19 protein-coding genes and 1 pseudogene are annotated in these 23,166 nt (G+C 50.4%); 6 read left to right on the top strand and 14 right to left on the bottom strand.

Translation table 11 applies throughout. The features are described from left to right. On the bottom strand, positions 1–1,160 hold a 1,160-nt coding region (locus tag J2T14_RS18075), incomplete at its 3' end, for a sensor histidine kinase (RefSeq protein WP_307472927.1). Between the two features lie 303 nt (positions 1,161–1,463). Here J2T14_RS18075 and J2T14_RS18070 point away from each other — a divergent pair. From J2T14_RS18070 to J2T14_RS18060, 3 genes are all read left to right on the top strand, one after another. Beyond that, on the top strand, positions 1,464–1,781 hold the full coding sequence (locus J2T14_RS18070) for a hypothetical protein (RefSeq protein WP_307472925.1): 318 nt from the start codon (positions 1,464–1,466) through the stop codon (positions 1,779–1,781). 31 nt (positions 1,782–1,812) lie between these two features. Then, positions 1,813–2,673 carry a helix-turn-helix domain-containing protein gene (locus J2T14_RS18065; RefSeq protein WP_307199846.1) on the top strand — a complete coding sequence of 287 codons (861 nt, stop codon included), beginning with the start codon at positions 1,813–1,815 and terminating at the stop codon, positions 2,671–2,673. Positions 2,674–3,073: 400 nt separating this feature from the next. After that, on the top strand, positions 3,074–3,274 hold the full coding sequence (locus tag J2T14_RS18060; protein WP_307472923.1) for a hypothetical protein: 201 nt from the start codon (positions 3,074–3,076) through the stop codon (positions 3,272–3,274). Positions 3,275–3,462: 188 nt separating this feature from the next. Here J2T14_RS18060 and J2T14_RS18055 read toward each other — a convergent pair whose 3' ends face one another. Then, positions 3,463–6,378: a glycoside hydrolase family 3 protein gene (locus J2T14_RS18055; RefSeq protein ID WP_307472921.1), complete on the bottom strand. Its 2,916-nt coding sequence runs from the start codon at positions 6,376–6,378 to the stop codon at positions 3,463–3,465. Between the two features lie 654 nt (positions 6,379–7,032). After that, positions 7,033–7,566, bottom strand: coding sequence for an RNA polymerase sporulation sigma factor SigK (sigK, locus tag J2T14_RS18050; protein WP_307472960.1), 534 nt, complete (start codon positions 7,564–7,566; stop codon positions 7,033–7,035). 235 nt (positions 7,567–7,801) lie between these two features. Here sigK and J2T14_RS18045 point away from each other — a divergent pair, with 235 nt between their 5' ends. Then, on the top strand, positions 7,802–8,986 hold the full coding sequence (locus tag J2T14_RS18045; RefSeq protein ID WP_307472919.1) for a patatin-like phospholipase family protein: 1,185 nt from the start codon (positions 7,802–7,804) through the stop codon (positions 8,984–8,986). 126 nt (positions 8,987–9,112) lie between these two features. On the opposite strand, the pseudogene J2T14_RS18040 reads toward J2T14_RS18045, so the two are convergent. Both J2T14_RS18040 and J2T14_RS18035 read right to left on the bottom strand, forming a co-directional pair. Continuing rightward, a pseudogene (locus tag J2T14_RS18040) lies at positions 9,113–9,202 on the bottom strand (flagellar biosynthesis protein FliA); the annotation flags it as partial. 63 nt (positions 9,203–9,265) lie between these two features. Continuing rightward, positions 9,266–10,036 (bottom strand): DeoR/GlpR family DNA-binding transcription regulator, encoded by a 771-nt coding sequence (locus tag J2T14_RS18035; protein ID WP_307199854.1) that lies wholly within the window; start codon positions 10,034–10,036, stop codon positions 9,266–9,268. A gap of 275 nt (positions 10,037–10,311) precedes the next feature. Here J2T14_RS18035 and J2T14_RS18030 point away from each other — a divergent pair, with 275 nt between their 5' ends. Together J2T14_RS18030 and J2T14_RS18025 are read left to right on the top strand one after the other, a co-directional pair. Further along, positions 10,312–11,265, top strand: a complete 954-nt coding sequence (locus tag J2T14_RS18030; protein ID WP_307472917.1) for a metallophosphoesterase family protein — start codon at positions 10,312–10,314, stop codon at positions 11,263–11,265. Positions 11,266–11,289: 24 nt separating this feature from the next. Then, on the top strand, positions 11,290–12,150 hold the full coding sequence (locus J2T14_RS18025) for a DMT family transporter (RefSeq protein WP_307472957.1): 861 nt from the start codon (positions 11,290–11,292) through the stop codon (positions 12,148–12,150). 7 nt (positions 12,151–12,157) lie between these two features. Here the strand turns inward: J2T14_RS18025 and J2T14_RS18020 are convergent, their stop codons facing one another. The 9 genes from J2T14_RS18020 to J2T14_RS17980 form a co-directional block, all read right to left on the bottom strand. Continuing rightward, on the bottom strand, positions 12,158–12,562 hold the full coding sequence (locus J2T14_RS18020) for a CBM96 family carbohydrate-binding protein (protein WP_307472913.1): 405 nt from the start codon (positions 12,560–12,562) through the stop codon (positions 12,158–12,160). A gap of 138 nt (positions 12,563–12,700) precedes the next feature. Further along, positions 12,701–13,834, bottom strand: coding sequence for a glycoside hydrolase family 88 protein (locus tag J2T14_RS18015; protein WP_307472911.1), 1,134 nt, complete (start codon positions 13,832–13,834; stop codon positions 12,701–12,703). 232 nt (positions 13,835–14,066) lie between these two features. Next, positions 14,067–16,130 (bottom strand): heparinase II/III domain-containing protein, encoded by a 2,064-nt coding sequence (locus J2T14_RS18010; protein ID WP_307472909.1) that lies wholly within the window; start codon positions 16,128–16,130, stop codon positions 14,067–14,069. A gap of 33 nt (positions 16,131–16,163) precedes the next feature. Then, the gene (locus J2T14_RS18005; protein ID WP_307472907.1) at positions 16,164–16,493 is read right to left on the bottom strand and encodes a cupin domain-containing protein; all 330 of its coding nucleotides are present in this window, start codon (positions 16,491–16,493) and stop codon (positions 16,164–16,166) included. A gap of 43 nt (positions 16,494–16,536) precedes the next feature. After that, the gene (locus J2T14_RS18000) at positions 16,537–18,153 is read right to left on the bottom strand and encodes a response regulator (RefSeq protein WP_307472905.1); all 1,617 of its coding nucleotides are present in this window, start codon (positions 18,151–18,153) and stop codon (positions 16,537–16,539) included. Positions 18,154–18,169: 16 nt separating this feature from the next. After that, entirely contained in the window at positions 18,170–19,918 is a 1,749-nt protein-coding gene (locus J2T14_RS17995) for a sensor histidine kinase (protein ID WP_307472903.1), read from the bottom strand. 58 nt (positions 19,919–19,976) lie between these two features. Next, the gene (locus J2T14_RS17990) at positions 19,977–20,807 is read right to left on the bottom strand and encodes a carbohydrate ABC transporter permease (protein WP_307472900.1); all 831 of its coding nucleotides are present in this window, start codon (positions 20,805–20,807) and stop codon (positions 19,977–19,979) included. Positions 20,808–20,831: 24 nt separating this feature from the next. Further along, entirely contained in the window at positions 20,832–21,728 is an 897-nt protein-coding gene (locus tag J2T14_RS17985; protein WP_307472898.1) for a carbohydrate ABC transporter permease, read from the bottom strand. A gap of 30 nt (positions 21,729–21,758) precedes the next feature. Further along, complete coding sequence (locus J2T14_RS17980) at positions 21,759–23,159, bottom strand: ABC transporter substrate-binding protein (protein ID WP_307472896.1); 1,401 nt, start codon at positions 23,157–23,159, stop codon at positions 21,759–21,761. Positions 23,160–23,166: the final 7 nt, after the last annotated feature.

Genomic DNA, 23,166 nt, shown 5'->3' with positions numbered 1-23,166 from the left:
TCCAGCAAGTTCTTCTGCATTTGGGACTCGCTCACTTCTTCCATTAGGCTCCGGATGCTGGCCAGCATATGGTTGAACTGTTTGGATAACAAGCCGATCTCATCGTTTCCATCTACATCCGACTTCACGTTCAGATTGCCCATGGAGACTTTGCTCAACACCCTGTTAAGCAGAAGCAGTCTGCGGGACAAAAAGGAGGAGGTGAAGTAGATTAGAACGAATGCGATGGACAAACTGGCCGCAATGATAGTGAACCCCAGTCTGCTGACCCGGTTTGCGTCGCTCACGATGCTGTCGATCGTAAAGACCGAAACGACTTTGAGCCCGTTCCGACTATATGGCGGAACCACCTCCTCCACCACAATCTTCGAGGGCTTCCCCTCATAATTAAACTCATAAGCGCCAGACGGTTTATCGCTTAGATCCTTGGCGAAATTCATGCTGTCGATGTTCCGGCCGACCCACTGCGGCTGTTTGGCAGCGACAATTACGCCCTTCGAATCGAAAATCATCGTATCGAACGGTTCCTCGCTTAGAATCCCATTAAGTTCATCCTGGTCCAAATTGATGACCAGTACTCCGTAGGAACGATGCAGCGGAAAATCAATCCTGCGAACGTGGCTGAGATAAGGTTGATTTTCCTTCGTCTCGTCAGGGATGTAATGCCAACTGATGGACGAACTGGATTTGTCCAACGCCTCCTGATACCAATCCGAGTTTTTGACAGACTCATCTGCGCTTAGTAAGTCCCAGTTGCTCATCGGCATCGGAGGGTCTGTATAGAAGCGAATGTTATGAATTTCCTTGTATAGCTGCACGTAATCCCGGAAATAGCGAAAATCCCAATATGCTGTGACCATGTCGAATTTGGTCTCATAACGGGAATTAACCAAATTAGATAACCTGTCGTCGACTTGCATTTTGTTCGATATTTCAATCGGCATCCGAAGAATGTCCGTTACATGCTTCTTGATCTTATCCACGTTGTTCATGGTTTGCTGTGTAGCCTGGTCTAGTACGTTCTGGCGGTAGGAAGCCGTTAAGATAATGCCCACGAGAAGAACCGGGATGAACACCACTATCACGATGGAAATGATCATTTTGTTCTTGAGTCGGATATTATTCGTTTTCCTAACCGCGGCGAGGATCTTGCTTCCCATTCTAAATCTCCTTCCGAATGCTTGAGTAAATCCTTGGCGGCGCTTACAACACAAATCTTACGAATGAGACAAAACTATAATCCCTGTCAAAATTATACCGTAAAAATACTCTATTAAAAATAATATTTCAATTGCAACGATTGGTCGTCCACAATCATAACGTCCATCCGCAAGCCCGTAGTTTCTAGAATAACGATTTTTAGTATGTTTTTTAGTACGTTTTTGGTTGTATGATCAGAAATTGTACGCGGTTACAATAAAATTGTTACCGCATACATTTATCACCTGCGAGGAGTTGTTGTTATGATGTCAAATCAATCGGGCGGGGGGAGCGTGATGCAATTCATGAACTGGCTGTACTCGCCGGAGGGCGTTCAGGAAGCCACAGCAGGTCCGAAGGGCTTGACCTGGGATATCCAGGATGGCAAGCCGACCTTAATCGAATTCGGATACCAAGCGGTCACCAACTCCGTCAATATTCCTGACGAATACGGCGGCGGGAAGTTCTCGGATGGAGGAAACCAAATCAACAACAGTACGCTCGTCAGGTCCATGATCAATCCGGAAACCGGAGAGCCGTATGTTTACACAATGTGGAGCTCCTATCTCTGCAGCAACTAATCCTATGCATCCATTAGTGGAGGGCGATATCTTGATCACCGTTTATTTGAACTGGTTTACCAATGACGAGCAATTTCCGTTTTTTATTCAATATGGCGGGCACAAAGAGGGTACGCCTCTTCATAAGCATGATGGCTTCACCGAACTCGCGATTGTATTGAACGGGAACGCTACGCATATCGTCAATTCTGAAACTTATTTTATTAAAAAGGGGAACGTATTTGTCATTAACGGACCTACCTCCCATGCTTACCAAAATCCTCATGAATTTAAAATTTGCAATATTATGTTCCGTCCCGAAATACTTCGGAGCGCCGGTCCGGATTTATGCACCTCCAACGGCTTTCAGGCACTTTTTGTTTTAGAGCCGTTTTATCGCAATATTCATTCTTTTCAAAGCGGGCTTAGTTTGTCGATTCCAAGCATGGAACACGTCGCATCGATTATCTCCGACATGATCAACGAATATAACGACAAGCATCAGGGCTATCAGACGATGCTCATTTCCCGGTTTATGGAGCTTGTCGTCTATTTGTCCAGACAGTATGACAATCAGGAGAATGGCATGGACAGCAATCTGATGCATCTTGCGAATGCGCTCTCCTACATTGAAGATCATTATCTTGAGCCTCTTACTCTGGAGGAAATCGCGGCCAGATCCAATATTTCGGTTCGGCATCTGAATCGGATTTTTCAATCTTATTATCAGACGACTCCTATTTCATACCTGCAGCGACTTCGTTTGGAGCGCGCGCGTATGCTGCTCAGGCAAAGCGGACTCCCCATCACAAAAATCTCATACGATTGCGGATTTAACGATAGCAATTATTTCACTCGTCAGTTTTCCAAAGCCTACGGACTATCCCCCAAGGCCTTTAGACTGAATCAGTGATTTTTATATTAGGTTTATGTTACAAAAATACAAGGCGCCTCGGTATACGTTGTCAATAAAAACATATACCGGGGCGCCCATTTAGAGCCCAACGGGAATATTTAGTTTAAGACACAGGAATATAAATATCGACCTCACAATACCATTCTGTTGCAATATCTTCCTTTATTAATTCAAAGTAGAAGGGCTCTGATTGTGAATAAACGCTCCCCCTACCGCTCTCAATACACGTCCAAATCTGGCCCAAGTGCTTAATCGTCAAGTGCCGGGGTGAAAATCGCCGATGTATGTAGGTCGCGGACGTAATCCATGACCGGCATCCGGGGTAGGCGACATCTTTTTCGATCTCGCAGCGATACCATTCTCAAATCGATTTACCGTACAGCAAGAGAAAGATTGGTTGCAATCGTACTTCGGCTACTATGAAGAGGAGCAATATGCGATCTTTCAAGATATGAAGTATATGAATATGTTACGGGAATGCTCCTGGGGGCTGCTCCATAGTGTACTTGCTAAGAAGCAGGTAAATAATAGCCTTGATTATTACAAGCACGCTAAGCATTTGATCGAGCGACTGCAGCAAGGGTTTAATCAGTTTTAGAGCTCCCCTTACAGTAAGTTCCTTCTATTAGGAACTTACTGTAAGGGGCTGCGGGTGACCGAATCAAAACCCAGCACCTGCATCATGACTGCCCTGAACAGGTTTTCCGGTTACACTATGTTTGCATCACCTAATCGAGTACACCCATAACTAGGGGTGCTTGATTTATTGGTGAATGGTTATTCAACTTAATCGGCTATCATTCGGAACCAACTGAGAGACACTGGCCCATCCAAGACTAGGTATACGTCATGACGACCTGAGGCGCCCGTCAGCCCACAAGTGAGGCTCCGCCAGTCCTGTTCTCCGCCAGCCAAAATCTTGCACTTACCTGCGATTGGACCGTCCGGTCCATCCAACCGAACTTCAACCGCTGCATTCTCCGTGGCGGCGGCACGCAGCTCGACCGCGGAGATACCTGCACCTAGATCTGCGTCACAGAACGCAAGCCAGCCCCTATCGCCGTTTACGGCTGCGGCGCTTCCGCCTTCGACGCATTCACCGAGATGAATGCCTTGGTACGCATCGTAGTTTGCAGCCCGAGTCACCCTCGTGAGGTCACGCGGCGGAATCGTCTCCCCGGCGACTGTAAGGCGGCCTTCAAGCCGCAAATCGGCGGAGGAAGCGCCGAACATGACCGTGTACGTTCCACTTTCCAAGCAGAATCGGTCCCGTGTTACGTCCCAGATGGCCAGCGATTCGAGCTGCAGTTGGAACGTCACCTCCGCAGACTCTCCCGGAGCCAAAGCGATACGTTTGAAGTCCGCCAGCTGAAGGCGCGGGCGCTTGACCCGGGATTTGTCTGCACGAACATAAAGCTGCACGACCTCTTCACCCTCACAGTCGCTTATGTTCGTCACACGGCAGGAAACCTGGGCTGCCGTATCTGTCCCGGCCACAACGCGGTTCGGCGACAATTGCAAGGCTTCGTAACGGAATTCGCTGTACGAAAGGCCGTGTCCAAACGGATATAGCGGTTCGCCTTCAAAATATTGATACGTTCGGCCGCCACGGATGATGTCGTAGTCCATGAATGGCGGAAGCTGATCGACGGACTTGTACCAGGTCATGTTCACTCGGCCTGCGGGATTGACATCGCCGAACAGAACATCCGCAACAGCACGGCCGATCTCCTGACCCGCATGGGACGTGTAGATAATCGCCTTCGCCTTCTCCTGTAAAGCGTTCAAGGCGAACGGGTAGCTGCCGACGACCACAACAATCGTGTTCGGGTTCTCTTCGATTACCGCAAGCGCCAGCTTTTCCTGCGATTCTGACAGCGTGATGTCGGGCCGATCCATCGTCTCCTTGCCGTTGATCAGGGGATGATTGCCGACGAACACGATCGCCGCATCGGCGCCGCGAGCCGATTCGACAGCCTCGCCCAAGCCGCTCGACACGCGTTCAAACTCGAACGTGTCGGCATGCGTTTGAGCAACCGAAATCCCCGCCTCCGCAGCGCCTCCGACGTTAATATCGTTCGCGGTCTCAGCCGCCAGACCGTCTCCGACAAGCAGTACACCTGTCTCATCATCAACCGTTACAGGCGTTCCGTTCCAGGTCGAGGCGGTAACTAGCGAACTGCCCTGATCTACAGGTCGTATCTGGAACACTTCTTTCGTAAACCACTCCCAAATCCGAAGAGCCGACGCTTGCAGGTTCTTGTCGTCCGTTGTCACATAGAGGCTATTACGCAACGCAATTAATGTATGGCTACCACAGCCCCAGTCCGATATCTCGAAAATGTCGCCTTCTTCCGGCCTCTCGGCGCGAGCGGCGAGAGGGGCCTTTGATTCGTCGCTGAGCCGGACATATCGCCCGTTGCGAACAGCCTTAATGCGCACGCGATCAGTGCCGACGGAGTATGACGTTTCGGCGCCTTTCCCTTCCGCCGCTAGCCTCTCGCGGATTCCCTGCAGCGGGGTAACCGCATATGGCAATGTGCCGCTGTACCAATCGCGATAAACGACATCGGCAAGCGGGCCGATGACGGCAACCTTGCTTAGCTTTGCAGCCTGCAGCGGCAGCGTCTGCCCATCGTTCTTGAGCAGTACGACAGCTTTCTGCACCGCCTCCCTCGCGAGCTCCGCGTGCTCTGGGTGGAGGATCGCCGATTCGTCGATCGCAGCATACGGATTCCGCTCAGGCGGGTCGAACTCCCCAAGCCGGAAACGGACGCGAAATGTGTTCCGAAGCGCGGTATCCAGATCATTTTCTGTCAATAGCCCGTCCTTTAACGCCTCGCGGATCGCTTCCGTCACTACTGCTGCTTCGTCCGTAATACTGTCGATTCCGCCGTCCCGAATCGAACGGGCCACCGCTTCCTTCACCGTCTCTACATAATGATGATCCCGCACCGTACCCGTTACGTCGAAAGCATCGCTAACGACAAAGCCGTTCATTCCCCATTCGCGTTTAACGATGTCGATCACGAGCTGGCTTAGGTTCGCCGGCACTCCGTTAATCGCATTGTATGCCGTCATCATCGACAAGGCTCCGCCTTCTTTGAACGGGATCTCGAACGCCTTCAAGTAATACTCGCGCAGGTTGCGCGGATCGAGGCTGACAGATGAGTCTCCTCTTCCTGCCTCATTATTGTTACCGATAAAATGCTTCAGCGTGGCAACGGCCTTCAAGTAAAAAGGATGATCCCCCTGAATGCCTTGCGCGAGCGCGGCGGTAAGTTTGCCGGCCAAAACCGGATCCTCGCCATATGCTTCTTCCGTCCGGCCCCACCGAGGGTCTCGCTCCATGTCGACCGTCGGCGCCCATAGCGTCAAGCCGTTAAGATTCGGATTCCGCTTGTAAAAGCCGCGAGCTTCGTCCCCTATTGCGCCGCCGACTCTCTTAAGCAACTCGCTATCCCAGGTACAAGCGAGACCGATCGGCTGAGGATAACTCGTCGCCTCCCCGAGCCAAGCCATACCGTGTGCCGCCTCCGTGCCATGCTTGTACGCCTGCACACCCAGACGCTCTATTGCAATCTGGTACTGTGGCATAAGCCCGATTTTCTCATCCAGTGTCAGTTGGGCAATCAAGTCGTTCACACGGTCCTCGAGAGGCGCATTGAAATCCCAATAAAGGTAGGTCTTTTCGATTGTCATTTTCTCACGCTCCTCAGATAAATTACACTTATTTAATTCGCTTGTTGGTATAAGCCGGAAACTGGCCGCTGCTGGTCGGCATTTGCCCGATTTTTCTTTGAATAACTAACGTGCTCCAAAGTTGTGACTGACAATCCCTATTACTCCTCTGCTGTACGCATCCATCTAACATTCTAGTTCAAGAATAACAAACATACCTCGATTTTTTGGTCATAAAATAGCATAATAAGGACACCTTATTACGCGAATCCTATTAGTATTCAACGAGTATCGTTAATAGGTTTCGTTTCTCGTTGCTTAACAACTTGCCTTTGGCGAACTGTATAACATGTGCAAGAAGTCGAGAAGCGTCCTTCGTAATTCTTGGGATAGGTTAATCTATCCGAAACGAAAGCGGATATTTGAAATGTTAAAAGAGCTGCATGCAGCACCATTTAAGACGAGGAAAACCTCCGCGGAGTTTCCTCTGTGAAGTTTTTCATAATTCACAATCGCCGTATTTTATTCTTATTGATCCATCTGAAATCAGTTTCAAGTAATTCATTAACACAAATCGATCCTGAATATGATAAAGATTTTTATTAAGTGTTCCGGGTCAATCGTCGGATAGTTAAAAAAGCTCCAATTCACGTCCGTCTTGTAACTGCACATTATCTAACGTTTGGATTTATAAAACTCATGGTAAAGCTTCATGATTGCCCTCTTCCCAATCCGTGAGACATAACTCCTCGAAATACCAAGTTCCTTCGCAAGCTCCCGCTGCGTCCGTTCATCCCCGCCATGCTCGAGCCCAAATCGCCCAATAACGACTTCCTTCTTACGCTCATCAAGAATATCTAAGTTTTTATATATTTTACTTTTCTCAATCTTCAGCTGCACCTTATCGACAATATCCTCGGCCTCCGTGCCGAGGATATCTATAAGCGTAATTTCATTACCTTCCTTGTCCGTACCGATCGGGTCATGCAGGGAAACGTCCTTACGTGTTTTCTTCAAGGAACGCAAACGCATAAGGATTTCGTTCTCAATACAGCGAGCCGCGAACGTCGCCAGCTTCGTGCCCTTGCCGGTCTGGAAGCTTTCGATCGCTTTGATGAGGCCGATTGTGCCAATGGAGATCAGGTCCTCGAGATCCTCGCCTGTATTGTCGAATTTTTGGAGGTTGTGAACACAACCCGATGTAACCATGGTTTTTATGCGTACCACCACTTCCCACTTGGCGCGTTTATCCGTCATCAGCATGCCAAATTGGCTCGCTTCCATTCTTCTCCTGCTTCGAAAATAATAGGTTGATTAGCGTTGCGATATTGTACACACGAATAGACCGCGCGTTATAATATACTTAACTTTCCTTCACGGAATATAGGCGCCTACTTTAAAGTTTTTAAACGTCCAAGCGAGTAATGAAGGAGGTTCGGAAGTCGTGACAGCAACGAATACAAGCAAGCTGGCGTTGGCGCTTGAAGGGGGCGGCGCCAAAGGCGCTTACCATATGGGAGTGGTAAAAGCCTACCGGGAGACCAGCCAAACCTTCAACGCCATAGCCGGCACCTCGATCGGCGCCCTGAACGGAGCCGTCATCGCACAAGGGGATTTCGAGATCGGGTATCAGGTCTGGGAGCGGCTGGACGCTCGATCGATCTTCGACATAAGCGACGAAGAATACCGCTTGCTGATGCGACGAAAGCTCGATACGGCCGCCTTACGACACTTGGCCGCGCGCACCAATAGACTTATCGCGGACAGGGGTATGGACACGCGAAGATTGCGCCGGTTCATCGAATCCCTCATCGATGAAAGCCGACTGCGGGCTGCCGCTGTGGACTTCGGTCTGGTGACGGTCTCCTTGAGCGATCGGGCGCCACTCGAGCTTTACAAGGAGGATATTCCGCAGGGGCGTGTACTGGACTATCTGATGGCCAGCGCCGCTTATCCCGGCTTTCAGACGACGTTCATCGACGATAAAGCTTTTATCGACGGTGGGCTGTATGACAATTGTCCGATCAACATGCTCGCTCGCAAAGGAAATACGAGCATCGTCGCAGTGCGAACGCTCGGGCTCGGCGTGACGCGCAAAATCCGCTATCCTGGCCTCACGATTACGACGATCTCGCCTTCCGAGCCGCTGGGCGGTACAATGAGTTTTAACCCCGAAGCGATTCGCCGCAGCATGAGCATGGGTTATTATGACGCGCTCCGACAACTGAGGGGCTTGCAAGGCCGCACTTACTGCATTGATATAGGCGGCCTAACCGAAGAGACGTGTGACGAGATGCTGGGTACACTCCCCGATGCCAAGCTGCTTGCGCTCGGCCGCATGCTCGGCGCGAGCGGCATTCCTGCCCGGGAGCTGTGGAGCAGGGTCATCGTGCCAAGGTTGTCAGGCAGCATGCGCCTCCCTGCTGACTCCTCCTCCATCACCTTTATCGTCCGTTTGGCGGAGGCGCTGGCCTCGGCCAAGGGAATCGATAAATACGCCGTCCATCGCTTTCCCGATTGGGTACACTCCACAATAAGCGGCCCTCTGAAGAACGTCCAAGGCCTCGGCTTCCGACAAGTGGAGCTCTGTATGGCGGCTCAGCGCATTTTAGAAGGAATTCGGTTGTGATAATCTTTCCTTGATTTGTTTTTGGATCCGTTAGCCGGACAAACGTCGTGGACCCCTTAACATCAAATTAAGGAGTCTTTTTTCCCAAACTTCGTATTTCTTCATACTAGGTATACTGACTGCCCGAAGGCCAATGGTGCCGATGGAGATCAAATCCTTTAAATCTTCCCTGGTGTTATCGAATATTTTGACATTGTGAACACGACCCGATGACATTTTGCAAATATAGAGTCATTCTGACCTCATGACCAGTTCGGAACAATCCAAGGCGGTCTCGTCTTACTCGCTAATTCGCACCTCGATACCAAGGGATTCCATCGTATCTATCCATTCTTTAGGGCAGCCCGCGTCTGTGATCAGCATAGAAATCTCCTCCAGCCTCGATACTCTTGCAAACGTGGACATCCCGAATTTGGAGTGATCCGCGACCAGAATAGATTCCTCCGCCCGCTGCATCATTTTCCGCGAAATGGTCGCTTCAGCTAAATGGTAGTCAGTAATGCCGTCTACAAGTGAAATGCCACCTGCAGAAATAAACGCTTTGTTCACTTTAAATCGATCGAGCATCTGATCGGTGAGGGAGCCTGTTGTCGCTTGGTACTCTGGATTTACTTCCCCGCCTGCAAAAATAATTGTTCCACGAAACGATTCCATCGCTACATTAAGAACCGGGATCGAGTGGGTGATCAAGGTAATGTTCGTTCGATCCTTTAAATGCGGCAAAATTTCAATTGTCGTCGTTCCGTTATCCACCATGATCGTTTCACCGTCTTCAATTAATGATGCCGCCAGCTTACCAATGGACGCTTTCTCTGCCTTCATCATTTGGGTACGCTTCAGAAAAGGCGGCTCGACAAGCTCAATGCGCATTTTAACCGCGCCTCCGTACACCTTGCGAAGCTTGCCTTCCTTCTCCAGCCTATCCAAATCCCGCCGCACCGTTTCCGTTGAAACGCTAAGCAGCTCAGACAGGTGAAGCACCTGCACTTTCCCTTCCATTTCCAAATGATTCAGAATCGTCATCCTGCGATCTTCATATGTTAATGACATCAGGAGCCTCCCTACTTGACTGATTTCATTTAATCAATGTTGTTTTGTGTTGTTTTCATCATTGTAGGGTTAGGGGTACAGGATGTCAACTCATCTGCGTGAGTCACTGATTTCTTACAGAACCAACAGCACGCCTATTCCTCTTCTAAGCCGAACGTTATTAGAATTGCTGGTTGACAGCCTAATCTAGCGGCGCTACAATTGTCAATAAACAACACAATAACAACACGAAACCACATAATTACAACAATCAATACAAAAATGGAGGACTTATCGTGCCACATTCACTCGTATTTCGTGAGGATCACACTTTTACGATCGCGCAATTCACTGATTTACATTGGAAAGATAACGGTATTCTGGATCAGACGACACGCCGTCTCATGGAAGATATCCTCGATGCTGAACAGCCGGATCTTGTTGTTTTCACGGGTGATGTCATCTATACCGGTGATGTAGCCCCAGATGATCCCATTTGCGAGGATCCGTTAGGAGCATTACGAGAAGCTGTCCACTCCGTAGAAATTCGCGGGATTCCATGGGCTATCGTGTTCGGCAATCATGACACGGAATCGATCATTACGAGAGAAGACCTCATCCATGCGGTGCTGGAGTATCCTCATACGGTTGCCCAGCGGGGTCCGGTAGAAGTTAGCGGAGAAGGGAATTACCGATTGTCCATTCAAGATGCTGCAGGGCAAAGCAAATTTAACCTTTACTTCTTTGATTCAGGTGCTTATTCACCCGTTCCCCATATTGATGGCTATGATTGGATTCGCAGCGATCAAATCGAATGGTACAAGAAAGAATCCCTACAGATTCGAGATACTTCTGCTGAACGGCCTTTGCCTGCTCTCGCTTTCTTCCATATCCCCCTCCCCGAATATCAAGAGGTGTGGGACTCCAAGACCTGTTATGGGCACTTTTATGAGGCTAGTGTCTGCAGCAGCCGCGTGAACTCGGGCCTATTTGCAGCCATTCTAGAAATGGGCGATATCGTAGGAACCTTCGTTGGCCATGATCATATCAACGATTATTGGGGTGAACTGCACGGGATTCGTCTATGTTACGGCAGGGCCAGCGGCTATAACACCTATGGTAAAGAGGGCTTTCAACGAGGCGCAAGAATGATTCGACTCCGAGAGGACGAGCGTAGCTTCGAGACATGGCTGCGACTTGCCGACGGCACGGTCATTACCCAGCAACCTGAACACATCCCCGGCACTTAATCCAGAAAGCTTGGAGGTAATGGTCTGATTATCGTCGCAACGCTGCTAGTCATCGCTTCTGGCTTCGCGCATGCCGTTTGGAGTTTATTCACCAAAAGCAGTCATAACAAAAGCGTCTTCTTATGGTCCATACTTATGGTAACCACCATCGTCCTTCTTCCTTATTTAATAAGAGAATTATGGCTTCATCCCTTATCCTTATCGTCCTACGGCCTCCTGCTGTTATCCGCCTGCTTGCAAGCCGTTTATTCGCTCTTGTTAGCACGTACCTACAACATGGGTGATCTGTCGCAAATCTATCCGATTATGAGAGGCACCAGTACCTTATTCATTCCCATTATTGGTGTTCTGTTCCTTCGTGAATCCTTATCGATCTACGGTTGGATAGGCCTGCTTTGTATGGTGATTGGTTTCGTTTCACTCAGCGGCCTTTTCACCAGCGCAAGATCAAGATCAGCTTCCACAGGGTCCGTTAAATCTTTCCTTATGGCGCTTAGTGTTGGCTTATGTACGACCTGCTACGTCTTCGTGGATAAGCTCAACCTTGAACATATCTCAGCGATTTCTTTACTTGAGGTGACCAATATCGGGTTCGTCGCAGCATTGACACCGACCGTTATCGCTTCTAAACAACTGCGCATGGAATGGAAAATGAACAGCAGGATCATTTTGCTCGGAGCGATTCTCAATCCGGGATCGTATTTATTGTTCCTTTTCGCTATGAAGTACGCACCCGTTGCCCATATCTCCCCTGTGCGTGAAATAGGCACCGTATTTGCCACGATTCTAGGCATTGCCGTCCTCAAGGAGAAGCAAGGCACTTTACGCATATTGTGCTCGGTTATCATTTTAATAGGCATTCTCATGATTAGTTTTTGGGGCTAAAATAACTTTAAAAGACAGGTACAACAATGACTACTTGTAACCGTGTAATTATCATTGGGTCATCGTTGTTATAGAGCCGCAGGATACCCGATGGGAAGTCGTCCGGATCAATGCCGTCAAGATTGAATTTCAAATATATACGCCTCACATTGCTGGGATGATCATCGTGAGTCACTTCCAGGCTTGCCGTGTTGCCATAGTTGGTACCCGAATTCAATCTGGAGATATGGGCATCATCCGTGGCAATCAAGACGATTGGCGCTGCCGCCTCTCCTTCCGGTTCATCCGCTGCAGAGACCACCTCGGGCGGCACCATCCCGAACACGAGCGCTGCCGTCAGGAGACCGGCCAGCAACCGACTGGCAGATTTCGCGAGAGCTCCCCCCTGCATACTGCTATTCTTGTTTTTCATAACAGGTTACCTCCTTCAGTTAAGAGATAAGATAACTAGCGATACGGGACAGGTTATTTTCACAATTCCATATTGTCATAGAATTCATTAGATGAGAGCGATTCGCCATTGAATCGAAATTTCCCTAACACAAAAATTTTACGCTTTCCGTTCATACCAGTAGCCTGGTACGTCTTTGACCAGCCTCATCAGCGCCTCCATGTAGAAGTAATCCCCCCAGATAACAAAATCGTCCGACGACATGTCCCCGCGTACATGATAGGAGCCGTGCCGCAGCAAACCTTCTGCCTCCGGGTCGTCGTCGGTGAAATAATTCTCGGTTAGCGACTTCATACAGCGATGAACCGCCAACTCGAAACGGATACGATCCGGGTCCCTTTCCGGCAGATGATCAATCAACTCCAGGATCCCACAGCAAGCAATCGCCGTAGCTGAACTGTCCCTTGGCGTTCCTTCCTTCACCGGCGCATCGAAATCCCAATACGTCACCTGATCCTCCGGCAGGCGGTCGATAAAGTAGGCTGCCATTCTGCGAGAGGTCTCCAAGTAAAGCGGGTTTTGCGTGTAGCGATACGAGAGGATAAATCCGTATATCCCCCAAGCCTGTCCGCGCGTCCAGGTGGAGCCGTCCGTGTAGCCTTGATGGGTTCCTCCACCTATAGGCTCACCGGTCTCCTGCTTGAAATAAAAAGTATGATAGGACGAATCGTCTCCCCGTACGAGAAACTTGCGACTTTTCTCGGCATGAGCCAAAGCTGTGTCCAGATAGCGGGAATCTCCCGTTTGCTCATAGGCCCAGTATAATAGAGGGATATTAAGCAAACAGTCGATAATGATGCGGCCGCCGTTCTGCGGGTCGAGGGCGTGTCCCCAAGCCTGAATATAACCGCCAGCCGGACGCCAGCGCTTCAGCAGCATCTCCGCCGCCTCTAGTCCCAGTCGCTTCGCCTCTTCCGCTTCCTCCAGCATCCACCAGGCTACAGCCGAAGGCATGTAGAGAAAGCCGATATCGTGATGATCCAGCACCTTGAAATCTACCAAACGCTTGCGGAAGCTATTAACCGTCCGTATGGCAGCTTCGCGAAACGCTTGATCTCCCGATGCCTCATAGCTAAGCCACAGCAGGCCCGACCAGAAGCCTTCCGTCCAATCCTCGTGGTTGCTTCGCTTATAATCGCCGCCATCTATCCCGGTCCACGGAAACAAATCTCCGAACTTCTTTATATTGCCTTTTGTTTTCTCCACCGCATGCAACAACGCTTCATTCCACATCGTGTTAGCTCACCTTTCGTATCTTTAATAAGGGATGATCATTAATTCCGGATGGTTAGTGCTGGCTTCCGAAGAGTTGAACGACATAATCTTCCCTTCCATCCCGGCCGTAATTCGTATTGGCATAGCTGCTTCGATTTGGGAATGCGCTTTCAAGCTTATATAAGATAAAGAGCATGCTCGCCTTCATGGTGCATACTCTTCCATCTCTGACAGTACAACGCGGTCAACGTTATTCGATATGATGCAGTTCCACTTGATCTCCCAAGCATCGGACGACAAATCGTTGTTCGAACGATCCGCCTCCAATCGCCAGTTCGAAGGATTGATCGGATGACTTGCGCACGGTTAGAGTGATATCCTCAGGACATTCGGCAGCGAAGACATTCATGATCCATACCTCGCCGGCTGCGCCGATCCGCAGGCGCTGGATTAGTGAATGGCGATCCCGGTCAGGCGGATTATCCGGCGTTCTCGCGGCGTATAGGCTGCAAGGCTCGGAGCTCCAGAATCGTTGCTCCACAAGAAGCTCACCCACCGTCCAGCTCACACGATCGACCTCCGCCGACCGCCGTGTGCGCTTATGTTGGAACAGCTCCTGATTAAGCAAGCTTAATCGGTCATCCGTCTTCTCCCACTCCTCGGTCAGCTCCGCTAAGCCGCTTACATGATAAGGCAAATCGACTTCCGTCCCTTCCTTTGCGCTGACCTTGATCAGATCGAGGAGCACATGCTCCGTCAACGCAACAGTGCGCGTCACGCGCGAGCCGTCATACGCCGATTCGTCCCACGTACACTTCTCCTCCGGCAACATAATGTTGCCTTTCATACGATAATCCCCATCGTTCCAGGACACCGAAGAAGCTGCCCACTGTCCCCAATGCTCCTCTCCGGACGCAATGAAGCGGCAGTCGGCGGGAGGCTGGTCGGTGCCGTTCAGGCATACGGTGTTATGCGAATAGGTGTGCTTGAACCAGTCATAGTGCGCGGGCACCGCATACGCGACCGTCCCGGGATCGATAAGGATCGGCACGCTCCCGAAGCCGTAAGAGAGGCCGAGACGATCCATATGATCATGCTCGCCGCCGAACGGGCTATGCTTCATGGTTACATGATAGCCTTGTCGGTTTACAAGCTTCGTCAATCCGGAGCCCTCCGAAGAAGACCACTCGAATGCCAGCTTCGGAATCGAACACCACTGCCCGTCAGCCGAGCTCTCCAGCGTCCGGCCGCAGATCAGCGCATATAAGGAATCCCGCCTCCTTTCTCCCGAATATACCTCCGCCAACAACTCCTGATAAGTCTCATACCAATCTCCAGCAAACTCATATAAATGGATGTACGATTCGATCCCAACGACTTTGCTCGCGTCGTTGGGCGACGGGAACAGGCCGCCCGGCAGCAGGAAGCGAAGTGGGAATTCGAACATCTGCTTCAAAGCATCATTCACAGCGGGGATTCTCTGAATATCCCAGTCCGATCCTTCGACGGTTAGCGCATACTGAATGATCGGCTCCATCGCATAGTAATGATAGGTAAATGCGCCCTCATACCAGAAGCCTTCCGGGAGTATGCCTCTCGCGATCTGATCGTACAGCCCGTATTCGCCTTCCAGTCCCGCCCGCTGGATATTCGTGTCGCTTAGGATAAATCCGAGAATGGAAATGGCCGAAGTAATCAGCACCGCATGATTATGAATTTGATACTCCTTGTAGGCGATCAAGAAATCGGCGCAGGGGCGGAACAAGCCCTGCATAATATACTCCCGTTCTTCCGGCTCGAATTGATCGCTTACCCATTGATAGGCAAGCGCCAAATCCATAATCCAATGCGATTCGTCCAATGTCTGGGCGAACAGCTTGCCGGGACCGTTGTACGGGATATCGCCATGAATCTGGAATCCCGAATAATAACGCGCATAATCGAGAAACGCGGACTTCAAATGCGAAAGCGCTTGCTCATTGAGCTCCAGATCCAATTCGATCGCCAATATCTTCATCAAATGCCCGCGCTTGCTGTGCGCCAGAGCGGTCCATGCGGAATCGAAAGGCTCGCCCGTCCAGAGCGCTCCGCAGTGCGGACAGTGATGTTCCTTCGGACGCGACCATTCAAAGGACAACGCATTACCGTCATGCCTGCAATGATAATAATGCCCCCAGTTGCCTTGCTCGTTCTTCGACACTCCATGCTGAACTAGTAGCGCTTCCTGCGCTTCCGAGCGCAGTCTTTGTACCGCATGTTCAAATTCATGAAGCCGGGCATTGCTTCTCGCCCTCCCCCTTCGCCACTTGTTCACCGCTCTCCCCCTCCTTCTAAACCAATAGCGTCCTTATGGCGTTATTTCTGCGTTTAACAGATCCTCCCTTAGCGGCGTGAACGAGTCCAGCAATATGCCTGCTACCAATGCGCGGCATCCATGCTCGGCATGGCCGGGAATGCAGAGCGTGTCTCCCGCATGGAGAACACGCTTCTCCCCATCGACCTCGAATTCAAAGGAGCCTCGCATGCAATAAGTCATCTGCTCATGCGGGTGGCTGTGCTTATAGCCTTCGGCATTCGCTTCGAAGTGCACCTCCATCATCATCAGCTGCTTGCCCGCGTTCAATATTTTCCGCCTAACCCCAGGCTCGGCATTTACCCAGACACCAATGTTCGACATGAGTTCATTCCCTCCGTATGTAAAATAGTGATTCAAGCAGCCGTCATTCCGGCAAATACTTCAACTTAAACTCCGAAGGCGTTATGCCTATATGCTTCTTGAACACCTCGCTAAAGTAACGACGGTCCCCGTAACCCGTAGCAATCGCGATTTCCTGAACCTGATGCCCCTCGACCAGCATCTTCTTGGCGAGCTCCATCCGCTCTTGCGTCACGAACTGCGCAAAGGGCAGACCCATCGTTTTTTTGAACAGGTTGGCATAATAGCTCCCGCTAAGATGAACATGCCTTGCCTGATTCTGCACCGTCAGCTCTTCATGCAAATGCTCCCGGATGTAACGCACGGACTCCTCGATAATAACGGAGGCTTCGCTGGCTCGCGAACGTTCAATCATCTCACAGATCTTCCAGCAGAGCTGAAGCAGCTTCTCCTGCATCTTGCGCAGCGACGTTATGCCTGACATGTTCCGCTCGCGCACGCTCCGCACCAGCTCGGCGGCATCTTCATGAGATACAATCTCGAGCAGTACGCGAATCATCATATAAGCCATCTCATAATAGAAGCTGATAAAATATTCCGGGTCCGGCATATCGTCTGTGCCTGCAAAGTCGGCAAAAATCCGCATGAATAGCTCGGACGCTTTGTGCGAGTTGCCGCTGCGAATGCTGTACAGCAGCTCCTTCTCCATGTCAGCCGAGCAATACGGACGCCTGATTTCGCTTGTGTTGACTTCATGATAGCCGAACACGCCGTTACCGCCGGTATAGAAATGATAAGACAAAGCCGCTACCGCTTGTTCATACGAGCTGGCAATTTCATTCATCATCGTGACCCTTAGCCCAAGGCCGATCGAAACCGTAAATCTCGTAAATTGTTCAATGTTCTGACAGCACTTCTCTGCTAGCATCAAGCTGTCGAACTGCCCATTTTCATTAAAAACGGCAACAAATCGATTCATCGTTTCCCGGAAGACGATACCTGTCGTATAACCTGAGATCGTCTCTTCCACAATATTTTGCAGCGAGAATCGTTGTAATTCCGCCTGATGGATCGGAATATGCTCGCATTTCTCCGCGAAATCGTCCATCTCCAGCACCATGACCATAAAATGTTGTTTGGCTAGCGGAATTTCAAGGAAATCCCACCGTTCCAATATGTTCTCTTCGCCGCCGCGGTGATGCAGCACCAGCTGGAAATATTCCTGCCTGAGCATCGGCAGGCTCGTCTTTACCTTCTGCTCGAGCTCGAGCCTTTCGAGATCCTCTCTCCGTTCTTTTTCCAGCACGTTCTTTGCTTTGAGTACAGCTTCCACGATCTCGTCCAGCGAAAAAGGCTTCGCCAAAAAATCAAACGCGCCTAGCTTGAGAGCCTGCTGGGCATATTCGAAATCGGTAAACCCGGTTATGAATATAATTTTGCTGTTCGGAAGCCTGGACTTCACTTGTTCCGTTAACGTCATGCCGTCCAGCTTCGGCATCCGAATATCGGTAATAATAATATCCGGCGACACCTCTTCGATTAGCTTCAGTCCTTCTTCGCCGTCGGTCGCCGTACCTGCCAGTTGTATATCATGCTCCTGCCACTTCACGCTTTTCGATATCCCGTCGATTACGGCGACGACGTCGTCAATGACGCACATCTTCCAACTGTTCGTGTTCATGCTGTTCCACTCCTAGTCAGCTTAGTAGCGATTGTGATGGAATACGAATGGTTACTTTGGTTCGCATGCCCGGAATGCTGATCAGTTCCAGCTCCGCGTCGCTGCCGTACCGGAGCGCCAGTCGCTTCTGGATGTTCTGAAGTGCATAGCCGCTTAGCTTCGAGCTATCCTCTTCTTTTGCGGCTTCAAAGCCAACGCCGTTATCTTCAACCTCGAGCACGAGCCGGTCTTCGACCTGGTAAATATGAATATGAATGAATCCGCCTTCCTTCCGATCCTTAAACCCGTGCAGAATCGAATTTTCGACGAGCGGCTGCAGCAAAATTTTTAATACCGGCTGTGAGAGATCAAGGCCTTCCTGTACATCCGCCCGATAATCGAACAAGGAGACGTAACACTGCTTCTGAATGCTCAAATATTGCGTCACATGGGTGATCTCATTCTTTAGGGAAGTCATCTCTTTGCCTTTGTTCAGACCGAGCTGGAATAGCCTCGATAAGGAAAGCACCATCTGCTGCACATGTTCGTGCTCTTGCAGCTGACTTTTCCAATAAATGGTGTTCAGCGTGTTATAAAGGAAGTGAGGGTCTATTTGAGCCTGCATCGCTTTCAGCTCGGATTTCCTCTTCTCCGTCTCCGCTTCCTTTACCTCATGAAACAGCCGGTTAATCTCGTCCAGCATCCGGTTGAATCGGAAGCCCACCTGCGAAATTTCATCTTGAAACTCGCTCTCGAACCGAACGTCCAGGTCGCTGTGCTCGACTTTCTTCATCACGGTCTGGAGCTTCGTAAGCGGCCGAAGCAGCAGCCGGGTGAGCAGACGCGCGAAGAAGATCGAGACAATAAGGGTAAGGAGGATAAACACCAGAATGACCCACGTAATACTTCCCAGCTGCTGGGCAATACTCTGTTTCGGAAGTACGCTGAACAACACCCAATTGTCGGCCGACTCGAGCTGCCTGTAATTCACGAAATAGTCGTTTTCGCCCGCGCGATACGCGAAGTTACCTTCGTTCTCTTGAAGTGCTCGCCTCACCGAGGCATGCTGCGCGAAATCCGGGAATAGAGCGGAGCTGGATGGAGAAATCATCTCTCCATCCCGGGAAAGCAGAATGAACCGTCCTTCGTTAAACCCTAAGTCCCGGTTAATATAACGGGTAAGCTCCGTCACCTTCACGTTCGCAAGCACGTATTTGTTCTCGGAAGCGGCATTCATCGCCCCCTCCGTCAGGAACGTAATAATGTCTCCTTTCTCGTTATAGAAAGGGTCCTCGTGCGGCCCGATCCACAGCTCAATATGACGCTCCTCCGTTGCATCAACCTTATCGTAGAGAGAGGAATCATAAAAGGATTCCCGAGGCAGCCCGATTTTCGACGTCTCGTAATAAGACCCTTCCGGCGTAGCCACCATGATCGAATCGATCAGCGGCTCGACCAGCTTCATCTGGATGAACACCGTTTGAAGAGCCGAAAGATGCGTGTAATAGTTTTGAAAGTCCGATGTTGGCTCCAGCCCTACCGCTCTTCTATAGTCCATATTCATCATCATAGAGAAGATCGACGTTTTGATTTTGTTCAGCTTCTCGTCAAGCGCTTGCGAGGTTTTGCTTAGCATATCCTGTCTAAGCCGCTCCGCGTTCTGCTCGGCCATACCGCCCGCTATCCGATAGGCCAGCAGTCCGGTAGCCAAGATGACGACGGAGACGACAAGGATAAACGCCATCCATATTCTCTGTTGAAATGATAGTTTGTAGATGAAGTTCATAAGATCCAGCCTCGCTTTAGGTTAATGCCATAGATAGTATCATGCGGGACAAGACCCATCAACCCTTGACGGCGCCGACATTCATCTGAACAAACGACTTATTCGCCAGAATATATATGATCAGCATCGGAATCATGGAGATACAAGCTCCTGTCAGCATCAGATGGCTTTGCACCGCTCCTCCGAACCCGTAGCGAATGTTGGTGAGTCCGACCGTAATCGGCTGAAGATGCGGCTGCGACATCGTGAAGACTAGCGGCAAAATGTAGTTGTTCCAGGCTCCGCGGAAAGCGAATAGGCCTACGACTCCGAGTGCCGGCGTACAGAGCGGCATAATGACCCGCGAGAAAATATAGAAGGAGCCTGCTCCGTCGATCATGGCCGCTTCATCCAGCTCTTTAGAGATGCTTCGAATGAAAGCGAACAAGATAAAAAACGTTGTGCCGCCCGCGCCGGTCATCATAATGATGAGTCCGAGCACCGACTTGTGAAGACCTAGCGTCACCATAATTTGATAAGCGGGCTTTAGCGTCAGAACCCCCATATGAATGAACATCATGGCCGAATATACCCCGAGCAGCAGCTTCCGTCCAGGAAACGTCCTGCGAGCAACCGCGTATGCGGCCAAAGAGCAAACGATCACCGTCGCCATGGTCGCTCCGACGCTATAGATGATGCTGTTCCATACATAAAGGGAAAACTTCGCTTCTTTCCACGTATAGATATAATTCTCGAGCTGCCACACTTGCGGCAGAAGGGCCGAGCCTGCGTTCAGCTCCTGGTTCGTCTTGAACGAACCGAGCATGGCGAGCGCAACGGGAAGCATCAGAAGCGCGGTTGTAATGAGCAAGAACGTCCAGATCAGAACCCTCCCTGATATGCGCGTCATGAATTCTCCTCCTTATGCCTACAATCAGGAATAAATATCGTTAAGCTTTCTGGATAAATACAAGTAAAGACCAGTAATCGCGCCTACGATCAATGCGAGCAGCATGGCGACGGCGGATCCGTAACCGATGTCCTGCGACATCGTTTCGCCTGTCGATACAGGGAATAACAATTTGTAGAGATAGAGATGCATAACCTCCGTCGCTCCGGAAGGTCCTCCGCCCGTCAGAACCATAATGGCTTCATAGCTTTCGAGGGCGCTCATAATCGCCAGCATCATAACGATGTTCAGAACCGGGCCGAGCATAGGCACGGTAATCGACCAGAACCTTCTAGCTCCGGTTGCGCCGTCGAGCTCGGCGCTTTCGTATACGTCCTTCGGTATGCCTTGAAGTCCGGCGAGGAAAAGCAGCATGTAATTGCCGATACCGCCCCAAGCCGCGATGATGATACAGGTTAACATCGCATTCTGCATATTCAACCACTCGACCGCGGGCACTCCGATCATGTTCAAAATTTGATTTAACAATCCGTTATAGGAATTGAAGATGAGATAAAATACGACGGCCATAACCGCCGTGCTGAAGATGGTCGGCATGAAGTAGATGCCGCGCAGAAAATTCTTTCCTCTCAGCTTGCCGTTTAACAGAACCGCCAGTAGCAATGCGACGGGAAGAGTCAAGATCATTTTGCCAGATGCAAATACGAACGTATTCCAGATCGCGTCCCATAAATATTCGTCGCGGAACAGCCGCTTGAAGTTATAGTGCCCTGAGAACTTTGCTTCGCCATATCCTTTGTAGTCGTAAAACATGTAGCGCAAAGCCCATAATATCGGGTAAATTCCGAGTGTAACCGTTAAGATTACACTCGGAGTCACGAATAGATAGGCTTCCGCATGGTTCTTCCATTTTTGTATCATGGCAGCCTCCGGATGCGGTATTGATCCGTCTTATTTTTGCAAAGCTTTCGGATCGAAGCTTGGATCAGCTGTTACTTTCACTTTGCCGTCGGCAACGGCTTTGTCGAGCGCTGTGTTATAGCTGGCATTCAGGTCGCTGATCACTTGATCCAAATCTCCGCCGACCAAAATGTACTTCACGAATTCTTCATGCCATGTTTTTCCTTCCGGCGTAATGCCCGTAGGTGCAATCGGCCAAGCGGCGTCGTATTTCGTAGGCAGGAAATTTTTGATGCCAGGTACATAAGGCTCTTTGGCTCCTTCGAGCACATGCGGCAATACGGCTATACCTAATCCGGCTTCGTGGTAGCCGCGGAGAGTTTCGTCTTGATACATATAAGACATAAACTTCCACGCCGCTTCCTTGTTCTTGGACTCGCTGCTCATGGACAGCCACGAAATGGCGGCAGGATCGACGGCGCCTTGCGGCTCTCCCCCGTCTATAGTAGGAACCAAGGTAGCATCCCAGCGAATTTTTGGAGGGAATTGCGTATGATACACGCCCGGCTCCGTTGAATAGGAGATGTACATGCCGATTTTGCCTTCGGCGAATTGCGCGCGCATCGGGTCCATATCCAGCGCTTCCGACCCTGGCAACACGCTGCCGTTCGCGCTCATTTGATGGAAAGCTTCGATAATCGGTTTCCAACCGGAGAAATCATATTTTGCCGTTTTGAAGTCGAAGCCAGAGCGATGGAAGCCGTTCATTTCCGCTATTTTGTCCGCTGATCGGCTCAGAGCGCTGGAAGGGCTCTTATAAGGCAGCGACCAGCCGTAGATTCCTTCTGCTTTGCCAATTTCCGTGATCTTCTTCGCGGCTGCGACCATCTCGTCCAGCGATTTCGGAGGCTGTAGTCCTGCTCTCTCGAAAATATCAACATTATAGACAAGACGGATTGTGTTGCCGACGTTAGGCAGCGAGATAATATTGTTCTCGAACTGGTTCCCGCCTTCCAAAATGAAGCCCTCATAATTCGTCTTCATCTCGTCCGTCATGTAATCATTTAGCGGTTCGAAATAACCCTTCGCGTAGAACTCATCGGGTCTTTGCGTCGCGAACACATCCGGAGCTTGACCGCTTGTGAAAGCCAAATCCAGCGATTGCGGATAGTTCTCCGCCATCATCGTCATTTCCACTTCGATGTTGTCTTCATTCGTTGCGTTGAACTCGTCGATCTTCGCCTTGATGTACTCGGCGTCATGGCGTTGATAGGTCCAGTACACCAGCTTCGTTTTCTCGCCGTTCCCTTTCATCTCGGTCGCTGTGCCTGCCGCAGGCTCATTCCCCGTGTTTGCGCTGCCGCCGTTATTGCCGCCCGCGCATCCCGCAATGCCGAACGCCAGCGTCACGGCTGCCAGAAGCGTCAACGATCTTTTAAGTCCTTTTTTCATCTGCCGT

Source organism: Paenibacillus harenae (assembly GCF_030812415.1).
GTDB classification, from domain to species: Bacteria; Bacillota; Bacilli; order Paenibacillales; family Paenibacillaceae; genus Pristimantibacillus; species Pristimantibacillus harenae_A.
Note: the sequence above shows the minus strand (reverse complement) of the source record. Positions and strands in the feature narration are given on the sequence as shown.